10 protein-coding genes and 1 pseudogene are annotated in these 16546 nt (G+C 31.4%); 10 read left to right on the top strand and 1 reads right to left on the bottom strand.

All coding sequences use genetic code 11. The features are described from left to right. The first annotated feature begins 3 nt into the window (after positions 1-3). The 4 genes from mtaB to LJD34_RS03315 all read left to right on the top strand — a co-directional run bounded on the left by mtaB (position 4) and on the right by LJD34_RS03315 (position 5998). Positions 4-1284 (top strand): tRNA (N(6)-L-threonylcarbamoyladenosine(37)-C(2))-methylthiotransferase MtaB, encoded by a 1281-nt coding sequence (mtaB, locus tag LJD34_RS03330; protein WP_227359172.1) that lies wholly within the window; start codon positions 4-6, stop codon positions 1282-1284. After that, positions 1284-2750, top strand: a complete 1467-nt coding sequence (locus tag LJD34_RS03325) for a UDP-N-acetylmuramoyl-L-alanyl-D-glutamate--2,6-diaminopimelate ligase (RefSeq protein WP_032089793.1) — start codon at positions 1284-1286, stop codon at positions 2748-2750. The genes mtaB and LJD34_RS03325 overlap by 1 nt, the downstream gene beginning before the upstream one ends. Then, a complete protein-coding gene (gene deoC, locus LJD34_RS03320) occupies positions 2728-3369 on the top strand; it encodes a deoxyribose-phosphate aldolase (RefSeq protein ID WP_022002489.1) in 642 nt (213 codons plus the stop codon). Before LJD34_RS03325 ends, deoC begins: the two co-directional genes overlap by 23 nt. Positions 3370-3511: 142 nt before the next feature. Beyond that, positions 3512-5998 (top strand): ATP-binding cassette domain-containing protein, encoded by a 2487-nt coding sequence (locus LJD34_RS03315; protein ID WP_227359171.1) that lies wholly within the window; start codon positions 3512-3514, stop codon positions 5996-5998. Between the two features lie 25 nt (positions 5999-6023). Here LJD34_RS03315 and LJD34_RS03310 read toward each other — a convergent pair whose 3' ends face one another. Further along, positions 6024-6713 (bottom strand): BglG family transcription antiterminator, encoded by a 690-nt coding sequence (locus LJD34_RS03310; protein ID WP_052010826.1) that lies wholly within the window; start codon positions 6711-6713, stop codon positions 6024-6026. A gap of 236 nt (positions 6714-6949) precedes the next feature. On the opposite strand from LJD34_RS03310, the gene pflB reads away from it, so the two are divergent. The 6 genes and pseudogenes from pflB (at position 6950) to LJD34_RS03280 (ending at position 16472) form a co-directional block, all read left to right on the top strand. Next, complete coding sequence (gene pflB, locus LJD34_RS03305) at positions 6950-9214, top strand: formate C-acetyltransferase (RefSeq protein WP_032089796.1); 2265 nt, start codon at positions 6950-6952, stop codon at positions 9212-9214. Positions 9215-9276: 62 nt separating this feature from the next. Continuing rightward, complete coding sequence (gene pflA / locus LJD34_RS03300; RefSeq protein ID WP_147580573.1) at positions 9277-10032, top strand: pyruvate formate-lyase-activating protein; 756 nt, start codon at positions 9277-9279, stop codon at positions 10030-10032. Positions 10033-10161: 129 nt separating this feature from the next. After that, positions 10162-11037, top strand: a complete 876-nt coding sequence (locus LJD34_RS03295; RefSeq protein WP_147580572.1) for an ROK family protein — start codon at positions 10162-10164, stop codon at positions 11035-11037. Between the two features lie 85 nt (positions 11038-11122). Continuing rightward, positions 11123-12715 (top strand): annotated as a pseudogene (locus LJD34_RS03290) (peptide ABC transporter substrate-binding protein). A 210-nt stretch (positions 12716-12925) separates the two neighbouring features. After that, positions 12926-14548 carry a peptide ABC transporter substrate-binding protein gene (locus tag LJD34_RS03285; RefSeq protein ID WP_227359170.1) on the top strand — a complete coding sequence of 541 codons (1623 nt, stop codon included), beginning with the start codon at positions 12926-12928 and terminating at the stop codon, positions 14546-14548. 304 nt (positions 14549-14852) lie between these two features. Then, positions 14853-16472 carry a peptide ABC transporter substrate-binding protein gene (locus tag LJD34_RS03280; protein WP_032089800.1) on the top strand — a complete coding sequence of 540 codons (1620 nt, stop codon included), beginning with the start codon at positions 14853-14855 and terminating at the stop codon, positions 16470-16472. Positions 16473-16546 lie beyond the last annotated feature (74 nt).

The following is a 16546-nucleotide window of genomic DNA, read 5'->3' as shown; positions in this document are numbered from 1 at the left end:
AGAATGAAAGTTGCATTCCATACATTAGGATGTAAAGTTAATTCCTATGAATCTCAAGCAATGCTAAATATGTTTGAAGAATCTGGATATGAAGAAGTTGATTTTAAAGAAGTGGCAGATGTTTATGTTGTTAATACATGTACTGTCACAAATACAGGAGATAGTAAATCTCGTCAAATGATACGCAAAGCAATTCGTAAAAATCCTCAAGCAACCGTTTGTGTTGTTGGATGTTATAGTCAAGTAGCACCTCAAGATATTGAAGCAATTGAAGGTGTAAGTATCATTTTAGGGACACAATTTAGAAATGAAATTGTTGATTTAGTAGAAAAGTATCAACAAACACATGAAAGAATTGTGAAAGTTTCTGAAGTTAAACAATTAAGAAAATTTGAAGATTTAAATATTGATCGTTTTTTACATACGAGAGCTTATTTAAAGATTCAAGATGGATGTAATAATTTCTGTACATATTGTATTATTCCTTATGCTAGAGGAAGAGTGCGATCTAGAAAACCAGAAAGTGTTATTAAACAAGCAAAGGAATTAGTAGCTAAAGGATATGTAGAAATTGTTTTAACAGGGATTCATACAGCAGGATATGGTGAAGATTTAGAAAATTATAGTTTTTATGATTTATTAGTAGATTTAACAAAAATAGAAGGATTAAAGAGACTTCGTATTTCTTCTATTGAAACAAGTCAAATTACTGATGATATTATTGATTTAATTTCAAAATCTAAAATTATTGTGGATCATTTACATGTACCGCTTCAAGCTGGGTGTGATGAAACACTTAAACGTATGAATAGAAAATATAATTGTGAACAATATTATGAAAAATTATCAAAAATTAGAAGATTGATTCCTGATATTGTTTTTACAACAGATGTCATTGTTGGTTTTCCTGGAGAAAGCGAAGAAGAGTTTGAAAAAACTTATGAATTTATTAAAAAAGTGGGATATACACAACTTCATGTTTTCCCTTATTCTATGCGTAAAGGAACACCAGCAGCACGTATGGTACAAGTTGATGAAAAAATTAAACATGAAAGAGTTAATCGATTGATTGCATTATCTCATGAGTTAAATGAAAATTATGCAAAATCTCAAATTGGTAAAACTTTAAGAGTTCTTTTTGAAAAAGAAGATCATGGATATTATGTGGGACATGGAGATAATTATTTACTTATAAAAGTACAAAGTGATGAACAATTGATAGGTCAATTGAAGAATGTTATAATTGATTTATATGATGAAATGTTAATTGGAAGAGTGGTATAATGAAACGATTAAATGAGTTGTTTGATATTGATAATGATATGAAAATATACTCAATTCATAGTGATTCAAGATATGTAAAACCCTATTCTATATTCTTTTGTATTGAAGGATTGAGTGTAGATGGACATCGTTATGTGGATGATGCTATTTTTCAAGGAGCAAAAGTTATTGTTCATAGCAAGGATATAGAAAAACAACCAGGCATTATTTATATTAAGGTAGCAGATGCTTTAGATGAATTAAATAGAGTTTCTAATGTATTCTATGATTATCCAAGTAAGAAAATGCGTGTTGTTGGAGTGACTGGAACAAGTGGTAAAACAGTTGTTGCTTCAATGGTTAAAAGTGTGATGGATCATTATTGTAAAGCAGCTTACATGGGAACAATTTCTTTAGAGTATGACGGGGTAGAAGAACAGTGCCCTTATACGACGCCAGAAACTTTATATGTACAAAAGAAATTGTTTGATATGGCAAGACGTGGTGTTAAGGTTGTTGCCATGGAAGCAAGTAGTCATGGTTTGGCACTTAAAAGAATTGATGCAGTCGATTTTAATATTGCTGTTTTAACAAATATTTCTGATGAACATTTAGATTTTCATGGAACTAGAAGACAATATATTGAAAGTAAGAAAAAACTATTTTCAATGTTATCTACAAATTCGATTGCTGTTTTAAATAAAGATGAAGAAGTTTTTGCTGAATTTAAAGCAGCTACGAAAGCAAGAATTATGACTTATGGTATTAAAAATGAAAGTGAAATTATGGCTAAAAATATAGAACTTTATATTGATCATAGTGAATTTGATCTTTCATTAAAAGGAAATCTATATCATATTGTTTGTCCAACAATTGCTGATTTTAATATTTATAATGTTCTAGCAACGGTAGGAGTACTTGTTGGTTTAGGATTTGATGATCGCATGATCATTGAAGCCATTAGTGATTTAAAACCAGTTAATGGAAGAATGGAGCTTATTCCTAATAAACATAAAATTACGATTATTGTCGATTATTGTTGTCATACAAAAGATTTTGAAAATGTTTTTAAATTTGCAGATCGTGTTTCTAGAGGGAATATTATTGCTGTTTTAGGAGCACCAAGTAAAAGACATATGGCAAGAAGAAAGAAAATAGGAGCATTGGCCAATAGATATTTAGATCATGTGATTTTGACTGAATTAGATGATCGAGGAGAAAATATTGAGGAAATTTGTAAAGAAATTCAAAGTGAGATTACAGATATTCCAAGCATTATTATTCCTAATCGTGCAGTAGCTGTTGAACAAGCCATTGAACAAGCAAGTCCAGGAGATGTTGTTTTATTATTAGGAAAAGGTCATGAAAAATTTATTGCCTTAGAAGTTGGTCAAAGAGAGTATGAAGGAGATAAAGCGATAGCATTAAAAGCTATTAAAAGAGTATACGAAGGAGAAGAAGAAAATGAACTACAACAAAATGATTGATCATACTGTTTTAAAAGCAGATACACCTTTAGAAACAGTTAAAAGAATTTGTGATGAAGCAATGGAATATGGTTTTGCAAGTGTTTGTATTAATCCATGCCATGTTGCTTATTGTGCAGACTATCTAAAAGATAGTGATGTCAATGTATGTACAGTTATTGGTTTTCCATTAGGGGCTAATACAAGTGCAGTGAAAGCATTTGAAACAAAGGATGCGATTGCTAATGGGGCTGATGAAATTGATATGGTAATGAATATCGGAGCTTTAAAAGATAAAAATTATGATTTAGTAAGAGATGATGTTAAAGCGGTAGTTGAAGCTGCTAATGGAACATTAGTAAAAGTTATTTTAGAAACTTGTTTACTTACAGAAGATGAAATTAAAAAAGCATGTGAATTATGCGTAGAAGCAAAAGCTGATTATGTAAAAACAAGTACTGGTTTTTCAACAAGAGGGGCTACAATTGAAGATGTTAGAATCATGAAAGAAGCTGTTCATGGAAAAGCAAAAGTAAAAGCTGCAGGTGGTGTTAGAACACCTGAAGATATGGTGAAAATCGTTGCTGCTGGAGCTGATCGTATTGGAACAAGTGCAGGATGTTCTTTAGTTAAAAAATAAGTTGGATGTAATTTTAATTTTTTAATGTTATTTACAAAATACAGGTATAAAATGAAAAATATGTAAATGGTATTCGAAATGAATATCATTTACTTTTTTATTCCAAAAATAATATATAACTAAAGAAGAAATGAGGGATTATATGGGAAATACACCAGAGAAAATAAAAGTAAGAGGTGCAAAAGTACATAACTTAAAAAATATCAATGTTGATATACCATTAAATCAAATAGTTGCTATTACAGGTGTTTCAGGGTCAGGAAAATCATCACTAGCCATGGGTGTTCTTTATAGTGAGGGGTCAAGAAGATACTTAGAATCTTTATCAACTTATACAAGAAGGCGTATGACGAGTGCTACGAAGGCACAAGTAGATGAAGTTCTTTATGTTCCTGCGGCTTTAGCACTTCACCAACGACCGGCTGTTCCAGGTATTCGTAGTACGTTTGGAACAGGGACAGAACTTTTAAATAGTTTAAGACTCATGTATTCACGTCTTGCTAAGCATTGTTGTAAAAATGGTCATTATATTGAACCAACTTTAAATGTGGCTGCTGAAAAAGAAATCATCTGTCCAATTTGTAAAGAAAAAATACATGCACCAAGTGCTGAAGAGTTAGCTTTTAATAGTCAAGGAGCTTGTCTTAAATGTGGTGGAACAGGAATTGTTAGAATTGTTGATATTGATTCGCTTGTTCCTGATAAAACACTTACCATAGATGAAGGAGCAGTCGCTCCATGGAACTCATTAATGTGGACTTTGATGACAGATGTTTGTCGTGCTATGGGAGTAAGAACAGATGTGCCTTTTAATCAATTAACTGATGAAGAAAAAAATATTGTTTATTATGGACCGGCGGAAAAGAAACATATTTTTTATAAGGCTAAAAATACGGATCATGCAGGAGAAATGGATTTTACTTATTTTAATGCAACTTATACAGTAGAAAATGCTTTATCAAAAGTTAAAGATGATAAAGGAATGAAAAGAGTTGAAAAGTTTTTAAAAGAAGAAATTTGTCCAGAATGTCAGGGAACACGTTTATCAAAAGAAGCAAGAAAACCTTTGATTAGAGGAATTGGTTTAGATAAAGCTTGTCAAATGCCATTAAATGATTTAGTAGAATGGGTAAGAGGTATTCCAGATTCAATGCCTGATGAAATGAAGCCAATGGCTCGTGAAATCTGTGATTCGTTTTTAGATGTTTCTAAAAGGCTGTTAGATTTAGGATTGGGCTATCTTTCTTTAGATAGAGCTGCTTCTACACTTTCAACAGGAGAAAGACAACATATGCAACTTGCTAGAGCAGTAAGAAATCGTACAACAGGTATTCTCTATGTTTTAGATGAACCTTCTATTGGATTACATCCTTCTAATATTTATGGACTTATAGGAGTCATGAATGATTTAATTCATGATGGAAATTCTATTTTATTAGTAGATCATGATACTGAAATTATTAAAGAAGCGAATTGGCTCATTGAAATGGGACCAGAAGCAGGAAAAAATGGAGGTTATGTTTTTACGGAAGGAACAATAGAACAAATTAAAAATGATAAAAAGTCAATGATTGGGCCATTCCTTACAAATCATTATGATGAAAAAATGCGTCCAATATCTCCAATTGAACAACTATTTGAATTTGGAAAAATTCATCTTTCAACAAATCAAATACATACAGTCCATCCTTTAGAAGTAGATATTCCTAAAGGGAAATTAACGGTTGTTACAGGAGTGTCAGGTTCTGGAAAAACAACGATGATTCTAGAAAGCTTGTTACCAGCGATTCAAACTAAAATCAATGACGCATCATTACCTGATCATGTTAAAGATGTTCAAATGGAAGGAATAGAACATATCAAACTGATTGATGCTTCACCTATTGGTATTAATATTCGTTCGACTGTTGCTACTTATATTAATGTTCATGATGAACTTAGAAAAAGATTTGCCAAAACAGAAAGCGCTAAGTCTAAGGGGTACAAAGCAGGAGATTTTTCTTATAATACAGGAAAGCTTAGATGTCCAACTTGTGATGGAACAGGGACATTAAGTTTGGATGTACAATTCTTGCCAGATGTTCATGTGACTTGTCCTGATTGTCATGGTTCTAGATATAATAAAGAAAGTTATTTTATTAAATATAAAACGTCAAAAGAGAAAGAGTATTCTTTACCTGAATTGATGGAAATGGATGTGAGTTTTGCTAAAGAAGCTTGTCAAGGTTTAAAAGGTGTTTATCGAAAACTGGAAGTATTAGAAAACTTAGGTTTAGGATATTTGACATTGGGTGAGGAAACACCAAGTTTATCTGGTGGAGAGGCACAACGTTTAAAACTTGCAAGTGAAATGAGTAAGTCTCAAAATGATTCAATTTTTATCTTTGATGAACCTACGATTGGATTACATCCTTTAGATGTTCAAATATTAGTTAAAGTTTTTCAATCACTGGTAGATCAAGGTGCGACAGTCGTCGTCATTGAACATGATCGTGATGTGATGAAAAATGCGGATTATATAATTGATATGGGGCCAGGTGGTGGTCAAGATGGTGGAATGATTGTAGCTACTGGTAGTGTTGAAGAAATAAAAAATAATATAAAGAGTATTACAGGTAAATATTTATAAAAAAATAGAAGTTCAATGTGAACTTCTATTTTTGTCTTGCTGAAACAATAAAGTGTAATGCAAAATAAGCCACTTCATCTTCAGTAAATCTTTTATGATAAATAGATTCAATAGCGTCATTTAAGATTTCTGCCATTGCAAATTCTTTAGGATGTCTTTCTTTAATCTTTGCAGTTAAAGGATTTTCGATTTGACTATCATCTAATAATCGATCAAGTGCAGGTGTTAAATGTAATCCTAAAGAAACAAGTAATTTTTCATTATTTCTTAAATCTATACCTTTTTGTTTAAATAAAGAATCTAAAGTGTTTTGTAGAACATCAATAATTTCATCATCTAATAAATTAACACCAGCATTAAATTCAACATCTAATACGTTATTTTTAGATAGGTACATTGAAATAAGTGCTAATTCTGATTCTGGAAATTCAATATCAAATTTTTTACTAAGAATATTACAAATTTCAACTGCTGAATCATAGTTAGTGTTTGCTTTATATGATGTGATTTGTCCTTGACTTAAAGGAATGTAATTGTTTGTTTTGATTCTAAGTATTGCAATTGCAAGATGTACAACGAGATTTTGCGTAAATTGTGGAGATAATGTTAAATGATTTTTCTCGATTACTTCATTTACTGCTTCGCGACATACTTGTTTTGATAATTCTAAATCTTTATCAGCAGCGCTTGATAAAGCTTGGTTTGTTAATGTCATAAAAAAGCCTCCTAAAATGTCTACGTAAACTATATACTAAATCAATTAGAAAAGCTAGGAAAAAATAAATATTCTTTATAAGAGCATATGATTGGATTTTAGGAATGATTCCTGTTATACTAAACTTGTAAAATAATTATGTAAGCGCTCATCATTTTCTTTAAGTTTTTGTTGTCTATGCAAAATGTAAGTGCTATAATTATGAAGGAATTTTGATTTAGGAGGAAATAAACAAAATGGCTTTAACAGATAAATTCAATGAAGAATGGAACGGATTTAAAGGAAGACTTTGGAAAGAAGAAGTAAACACTCGTCAATTCATTCAAGATAACTATAAACCTTATGATGGAGATGAATCATTTTTAGCTGGTCCTACAGAAGCTACTAATAAACTTTGGGGAAAACTTCAAAAGTTACAAAAAGAAGAAAGAGCTAAAGGTGGAGTATTAGAATGTGAAACTAAAGTAGTAAGTGGACTTACTGCTTATGGTCCTGGATATATCGATGAAGAAATGAAAGATTTAGAAAAAGTTGTTGGTTTACAAACTGACAAACCTTTAAAAAGAGCTTTCATGCCTTATGGTGGTATCAAAATGGCAGAACAAGCTGCTGCAACTTATGGATATGAACCAGATGAAAAATTACATGAAATTTTCACAAAATATCATAAAACACATAACCAAGCAGTATTCGATGTTTATACACCAGAAATTAAAAAAGCTCGTCATAATAAAGTAATTACAGGTTTACCTGATACATACGGACGTGGACGTATTGTTGGTGACTATCGTCGTGTTGCTTTATATGGTATTGATTTCTTAATTGAACAAAAAGTAAATGATTTCAATCATTGTGGTAGTGGATCAATGACTGAAGATATCATTCGTAAAAGAGAAGAAATTGCTGAACAAGTAAAAGCATTAAAAGGTATGAAAGAAATGGCTGCTATCTACGGATATGACATTTCTAAACCAGCTAAAAATGCTCATGAAGCATTCCAATGGTTATACTTTGGATACTTAGCTGCAATCAAAACTCAAAATGGTGCTGCAATGTCAGTTGGACGTATTTCTACTTTCTTAGATATCTATGTAGAAAGAGATTTAGCTAACGGAACATTAACAGAAGAAGAAGCACAAGAATTAGTAGACCATTTCGTTATGAAATGTAGAATGGTTAAATTTGCTCGTATTCCTTCTTACAACCAATTATTCTCTGGTGACCCAGTATGGGCTACACTTGAAGTTGCAGGTTTAGGAACTGATGGACGTTCAATGGTTACTAAAAACTGTTTCCGTTTCTTACACACATTAGAAAACATGGGTCCTTCACCAGAACCAAACTTAACAGTTTTATATACAAAAGCATTACCAGAAAACTTCAAACGTTTTGCTGCTAAAATCTCAGTAGATACTAGCTCAATCCAATATGAAAATGATGATGTAATGCGTCCTGTATGGGGAGATGATTACTCAATTTGTTGTTGTGTATCAGCTACTCAAACTGGTAAAGAAATGCAATTCTTTGGTGCACGTGCAAACTTAGCTAAATGTTTAACATATGCTATCAATGGTGGTATTGATGAAAAAACTAAAGATCAAGTGGCTCCAAAATATCGTCCAATTACTTCTGAATACTTAGACTATGATGAAGTTATGGAACGTTATGACCAAATGATGGAATGGTTAGCAGATCTTTATGTTAATACATTAAACTTAATTCAATATATGCATGATAAATATTATTATGAAGCTGCACAAATGTCATTAATTGATACTGATCTAAAACGTACTTTCGCAACTGGTATTGCTGGATTCTCACATGTAGTAGATTCATTAAGCGCAATCAAATATGCTAAAGTTAAAACAATCAGAGATGAAGATGGTATCGTAGTAGATTATGAAGTTGAAGGTGACTTCCCAAGATATGGTAACGATGATGATCGTGCTGATGATATCGCTGTATGGTTATTAGGTGAATTCTTAGCTAAAATCAAAAAACATCATACTTATAGAGATTCAGAACCAACAACTTCTATCTTAACAATCACTTCAAACGTTGTTTATGGTAAAGCTACAGGTTCATTACCTGATGGACGTAAAGCAGGTGAACCATTATCACCAGGTGCTAACCCATCTTACGGTGCTGAACAAAATGGTTTATTAGCTTCATTAAACTCAGTTGCTAAATTACCATATGAATGGGCATTGGATGGTATTTCTAATACTCAAACAATCAACCCAGATGCTTTAGGACATGATGAAGGTGAAAGAGTTAATAACTTAGTACAAGTTATGGATGGATATTTTGAACAAGGTGCTCATCACTTAAATGTTAACGTATTTGGAACTGAAAAATTAATTGATGCTATGGAACATCCAGAAAAAGAAGAATATGCAAACTTCACAATTCGTGTATCTGGATATGCTGTTAAATTCATTGACTTAACTCGTGAACAACAATTAGATGTTATCGCAAGAACTTGTCATGAACATATGTAATCAATAACTTAATCAAATAATGAAAACAACCTCTTATGAGGTTGTTTTGTTACGGAGGAAAAATGGAAACAATTGGTAGAATTCATTCAATAGAAAGCTTTGGATCAGTCGATGGTCCAGGAGTACGTTATATTTATTTCTTACATGGATGTCCTTTAAGATGTCAATTTTGTCATAATCCTGATACATGGGGTTCAAAGAAATACGAAGAATATACTCCTGAAAAAGCGCTTCAACAAGCAATGAAGTACAAAACATATTGGGGTAAAAAAGGGGGCATTACGATTAGTGGTGGAGAACCTTTAGCTCAAATAGATTTTGTTTTAGAATTATTTAAACTTGCAAAAAAAGAAGGTATCAATACATGTATTGATACCAGTGGTGGATGTTTTACTAGAGAAGAACCTTTCTTTTCTAAATTTAATGAACTGATGGAGTATACAGATTTATTACTTGTTGATATTAAAGAAATCAATAATGAAAGACATATTGCACTTACAGGAAGAAGTAATGAAAATATTTTAGATATGGCAAAGTATTTATCTGAAATTAATAAACCAATTTGGATTAGACATGTTCTTGTTCCAGAAAGAAGTGATTATGATGAAGATTTAATTGAATTAGATCGTTTTATTTCTACCCTTTCTAATGTTTATCGTGTAGAAATACTTCCTTATCATACTTTAGGTGTCTTTAAGTGGGAAGAATTGAAGATTCCTTATCAATTAGAAGGAATAAAACCTCCAACTAAAGAACGTGTAGATAATGCTAACAGATTATTACATGTAGATCGTTATACAAGATATTTAGATAATTAATGAAAAAAGAGTTCATGAATTTAGAGTTATCATCTAAATCATGTAACTCTTTTTCAATTTATAATTGCATATTTACTTTATAATCAGAGTTGTTTAAAATAAGAGTAAAGGAAAAAAGGAGATATAATAATGAAATTAGGAGCAATTGAAGCAGGTGGAACTAAATTTGTAGTTTGTATTGGAAATGAAAAAGGAGAAGTTTTAGAAAGAGAATCATTTCCTACAGAAGCACCTGAAAAAACAATGGAAAATGTTTTTAAATTCTTTGATGGAAAAGAAATTGAAGCATTAGGTGTAGGAAGTTTTGGACCTATTGATCCAGATCTTACAAGTCCAACTTATGGTTATATTACAACAACACCTAAACCAGGATGGAATAATTATAACATTATGGGTGCTTTAAAAGAAAGATATGACATTCCTATGGCTTTTGATACAGATGTTAATGGGGCTGCTTTAGGTGAAGCAACATTTGGTGCGGCAAAAGGATTAGACAGTGCCCTTTATCTTACAATTGGAACAGGAATTGGTGGAGGAGCCGTTGTTGGTGGTAAACTTGTACACGGGTTACTTCATCCAGAAATGGGACATATGAAAATGATTGTTAGAGAAGATGATAAATATTCAGGAAAATGTCCATATCATGGAACATGTTTTGAAGGTTTAGCAGCTGGTCCTGCCATTGAAGCAAGATGGGGAGTAAAAGGAAGTGAACTTCCAGGAGATCATCCGGCATGGGATTTAGAAGCTTATTATATTGGACAAGCGATGGCAAATTATATTTTAACTCTTTCACCTAAGAAAATTATTCTAGGTGGTGGTGTTATGCATCAAAAACAACTTTTTCCAATGATTCATAAATATACTCAAGAATTCTTAAATGGTTATATTCAAAAAGAAGAAGTGACTACTGATAAAATTAAAGATTATATCGTTTATCCAGAATTAGGGGATAATGCTGGGGTTGTTGGAGCTTTAGCTCTTGCCATGAGTGTAGTAAAATAATGAAGTAGAGAAATCTACTTCTTTTTTTGATAAAAAAGGAGAAAGGGAATATGAAAAAATACTCTCATTATTTTTATGTTGTTTAATGGTTTTAACATTAACGGGATGTGTTGGATCAAATGGAGATGACATAACGACTTATACGTATTCAAGTGAATTGGATATTAAAAATTTAGATTCGTCAGATGCAGATGATGGATGTTCACTCAAGGCAATTCATGCAGTAATCGATGGACTTACAAAAACAGATAAAAAAGGAAATATCGTAAACGCGGTTGCTAAAAGTGAAGAATTGTCTGAAGACGGTTTAACACATACCTACAAACTTCGAAAAGATTTTAAATGGACAAATGGAGATCCTGTAACAGCTCATGATTTCGTTTATGCATGGCAACGTATTTTTAGAAAAAAGAGAAGTTATTATTATATGTTTGTAGATGGAATTGCAAGTATTGAAGGAGCTCAAGAGTTATCAGATAAAATTGATGCAGGTGAAGAACTTACGGATGATGATTTAAATTCTATGGGTGTAAAAGCAATCGATGACTATACTTTAGAAGTAAAAATAACTGTACGTGTTTCTTTCTTTGATGAATTAATGGCATTTCCATGTTTTTTCCTAATTAATGAAAAGTTTTGTGAAAAACAAGGAGATAAATATGGTAAAAGCGCAAAAGCTATTTTAGGAAATGGTGCTTTTATTATGACAAATTGGGAACCAGGATCTATTGCGGAATTTAAAAAGAATGAAGATTACTATGAAGCAAAAACTGTAAAGATTGAAAAACTTGTGATGAAACTTGTTCAAAATCCAAAAGTTGCGGCTCAATCATTTATGGCAGGAGAAACAGACTATGCACCAATCAATTAGGATTTGGTAGATAAATATAAAGATGATGAAGCTTTTAAACAAGTACCAGAAGGCTTCCTTTATTATTTATCTGTGAATTTTCAAAATGCAAATCTTGCTAATGCGAATATCAGACAAGCAGTTTCACTTTCAATTAATCGAAATGATTTATGCGAAAAAATATTAAAAGACGGTTCTTTTGCAGCAACAGGATTTATTCTTTCTGGTTTAGCAACGAGTCCAGATGGCGTTGATTTTAGAAAAGATTCTGGAAACTTTACATCTTATGATAAGAAAAAAGCACAAGAATCTTTAGATGAAGGATTAAAAGAATTAGGAAAAGATCAAATTACGTTAAGATTTACATATGGTAAAGATGAATCTCCAAAGGATGTATTTGTAACTTATTTACAAAATGCTTTAAGTGAATTAGATGGTATTAAAGTAGAAATGGTAGCTACTACTAAACAAGATCGTATTTACAACAAACAAAAAAATGGTGATTTTGATTTAGCAGTAACACGTTGGGGACCGGATTATGGAAATCCTACAACTTATTTAACAATTGCATTATCAACAAATGGTAGCAACTATGGTAAATATACAAACAGTGAATTAGATGCATTAATGGATAAAGTTGCTAATGAATCTGATGCTAATACTCGTTGGCAAAAAATGAAAGATGCAGAAAAAATCTTACTAGATGGTTATGCATATATTCCTGTTTTTGAAAAAGGAGCGGCAACATTACAAAATCCAAAAGTAAAAAATCTAGTTATTAAACCATGTAGAACAATTTCTTTTGAATATGTAGAAAAAACTGAATAAAAAGAGAAAAGGCATAATAAGAAAATATGATGTCTTTTTTAATAAAAAACTATCACGGTAATAAATTAATATATTGCATTGTATACAAATATCCAAAATAGTATTGACTTTTAAAGACTAATCCACTATTATGAAGTTAATAAATCGATAAATTGTATACAACATGTCGATTTATTGCACAAAAGATAATTTAAGAAGGGAAGAGAGAATATGAAAAAACTATTATCAATGGTGCTTTGTGCTATGATGGCTCTAACTCTTGCTGGTTGTGGGGGATCAGGAGGAGATTCATCTACTTACACTTTCTCAAGTGAATTAGATATTAAAAACTTAGATTCATCAGATGCCGATGACGGATGCTCATTTACAGCAATGCATGCTGTTATTGATGGGCTTATGAAAACAGATAAGAAAGGTAATATCGTAAATGGTGTTGCTTCATCTTCTGAAGTTTCAGATGACGGGTTAACTCATACTTACAAAATCAGAAAAGATGCTAAATGGGCTAACGGTGATCCTGTTACTGCAAATGATTTCGTTTATGCTTGGCATAGAATCTTCCAAAAGAAAGGTCAATATTACTACATGTTCTGTGATGGTATTGCAAGTATTGTAGGGGCACAAGAAATGTCAGATAAAATTGACAATGAAGAAGATATTACAGATGCTGATTTAGATGCAATGGGTGTTAAAGCAGTCGATGATAAAACATTAGAAGTTACTACAACTACTCGTGTTTCATTCTTTGATGAATTAATGTCATTCCCATGTTTCTATCCAATCAATGAAAAGTTCTGCGAAAAACAAGGTGATAAATATGGTAAGAGTGCTAAAACTATTTTAGGAAATGGTGCTTTCACTATGACAAACTGGGAACCAGGTTCAGTAGCTGAATTTGAAAAAAATGATAAATATTATGATGCTAAAACAGTTAAAATTGACAAATTAGTAATGAAATTAGTTCAAGATCCAAAAGTTGCTGCTCAAGCATTCGAAGCAGGTGAAACTGATTTCGCTCCAATCAACTCAGACTTAGTTGATAAATACAAAAAAGATGATTCATTCAAACAAATTAATGAAGGTTACTTATTCTATATTTCAGTAAACTTCCAAAATAGTGATTTAGCTAACTTAAATGTAAGAAAAGCAATCTCACTAGCAATCAATAGAAAAGATTTATGTGAAAACGTCTTAAAAGATGGTTCACAAGCTGCTTCAGGATTTGTTCCATCAGGATTATCAATTTCTCCAGAAGGAAAAGATTTCCGTGATGAAGCAGATACTTATACTTCATATGATAAAAAAGCTGCTCAAGCTGCATTAGATGAAGGATTAAAAGAATTAGGAAAATCTGAAATTACTTTAAGATTAACTTATGGTACAGATGAATCTCCAATGGATGTATTTGCAACTTATTTACAAAACGCTTTAAGTAAATTAGATGGTATTAAAGTAGAAATGGTAGCTACTACTAAACAAGATCGTATCTACAACAAACAAAAAAATGGTGATTATGATTTAGCTACAACTCGTTGGGGACCTGACTATGGTGATCCTACAACTTACTTAACAATGGGTATTTCTACTAATGGTAACAACTATGGTAAATATACAAACAGTGAATTAGATGCATTAATGGATAAAGTTGCTAATGAATCTGATGTTAATACTCGTTGGCAAGAAATGATTGATGCAGAAAAAATTATGATGGATGATTTATGTTACATCCCAGTATTTGAAAAAGGTACTGCAACTTTACAAAATAAAGATGTAAAAGGTTTAGTAATTAGACCTGTAGGGGTTCCATATACATTCCAATATGTATCAAAATAGTCGATAAAATCAACAGAAACACAATATTTCGGTATTGTGTTTCTTCTTAAAAAAGAATAAAAAAATATGTTGTCTTCCAATTAATATAAACGTCAAAAATAAATGTATAAAAAACAATTGTTCTATTTTATTCTTGAATGTAGATTGAAAAATATTTTTTTGTATAAACAATAATACAATTTTGTATACAAAGTTCGTTTTTTTTGTTGACTTCTATAACGCATTGTACTAATATTAAAGCATAAATTTTTATTGTATATGTATTAGTGTATACAAAGGCGATTTATAGAAGGGAAGAGAAAAAATGAAAAAATTATTATCTATGGTACTTTGTGCTATGATGGCTCTAACTCTTGCTGGGTGTGGGGGATCTAGTGATGATTCATCTACTTACACTTATTCAAGTGAATTAGATATCAAAAATTTAGACTCATCAGATGCCGAAGACGGATGCTCATTTACTGCATTACATGCAATTATTGATGGGCTAATGAAACCTGCTAAAGATGGTACTACTACATATGGTATTGCTAAATCTTCAGAAGTTTCAGAAGACGGTTTAACACACACTTATAAATTAAGAGATGCTAAATGGTCTAATGGTGATGCTGTGACAGCAAACGATTTCGTTTATGCATGGCAAAGAATTTTCAAAAAGAAAGGAAACTACTATTACATGTTCTGCGATGGTATTGCTAACATCGCAGGTGCTCAAGAATTATCAGATAAAATCGATGCAGAACAAGATTTAACTGATGAAGACTTAAACAAATTAGGGGTAAAAGCTGTAGACGACAAAACGTTAGAAATTACTACAACTACAAGAGTTTCATTCTTTGATGAATTAATGTCATTCCCATGTTTCTATCCAATTAACCAAAAATTCTGTGAAAAACAAGGTGATAAATATGGTAAGAGTGCTGATTCTATTTTAGGTAACGGTGCTTTCGTTATGACAAACTGGGAACCAGGTTCAGTAGCTGAATTCGAAAAAAATGATAAATTCTATGCTGCTAAAGATGTAAAAATCGACAAATTAGTGATGAAATTAGTTCAAGAGCCAAAAGTTGCTGCTCAAGCTTTTGAAGCAGGTGAAACTGATTTCGCTATTATCAACTCTGACTTAGTTGATAAATACAAAAAAGATGAATCATTCAAAAATATTTCTGAAGGATTCTTATTCTACATTCAACCAAATTTAGAAAATAGTGATTTAGCTAACTTAAATGTAAGAAAAGCTTTATCATTAGCTATCAACAGAAAAGATTTATGTGAAAACGTATTAAAAGACGGTTCACAAGCTGCTAAAGGTTTCGTACCTTCAGGATTATCAATTTCTCCAGAAGGAAAAGATTTCCGTGATGAAGCTGCAACATATACTTCATATGACAAAAAAGCTGCACAAGCTGCTTTAGATGAAGGATTAAAAGAATTAGGAAAATCTGAAATTACTTTAAGATTAACTTATGGTACAGATGAATCTCCAATGGATGTATTTGCAACTTATTTACAAAACGCTTTCTCTAGCTTAAAAGGATTAAAAATTGAAATGGTTGCTACTACTAAACAAGATCGTATCTACAACAAACAAAAAAATGGAGATTTCGATTTATCAGTAACTCGTTGGGGACCTGACTATGGTGATCCTACAACTTATTTAACATTAGCTTTAACTGACAACAATAACAACTATGGTCATTGGTCAAATGCTGAATATGATTCAATCATGGGAAAAGTTAACAGTGAAACTGATGCTAATGCTCGTTGGCAATTAATGATCGATGCAGAAAAAATCTTATGTGAAGATTTAGGATATATTCCAGTATTCGAAAAAGGAACTGCTACTTTACAAAATACAAAAGTTAAAAACTTAGGTATTAAACCAGTTGGTGTTCCATATACATTCGAATATGTATCAAAATAGTTCAATCTAAAAAAGAACATAGAGAAGACAACACAATATAGTATTCTGTATTGTGTTTCTTTTTTAAATAAATA

Origin of the sequence: Faecalibacillus sp. MSK20_93 (assembly GCF_020589945.1) — a bacterium.
Taxonomy (GTDB): Bacteria; Bacillota_I; Bacilli_A; order Erysipelotrichales; family Coprobacillaceae; genus Faecalibacillus; species Faecalibacillus intestinalis.
The sequence above is the reverse complement of the archived record's forward strand: the minus strand, read 5'-3'. Positions and strand labels throughout refer to the sequence as shown.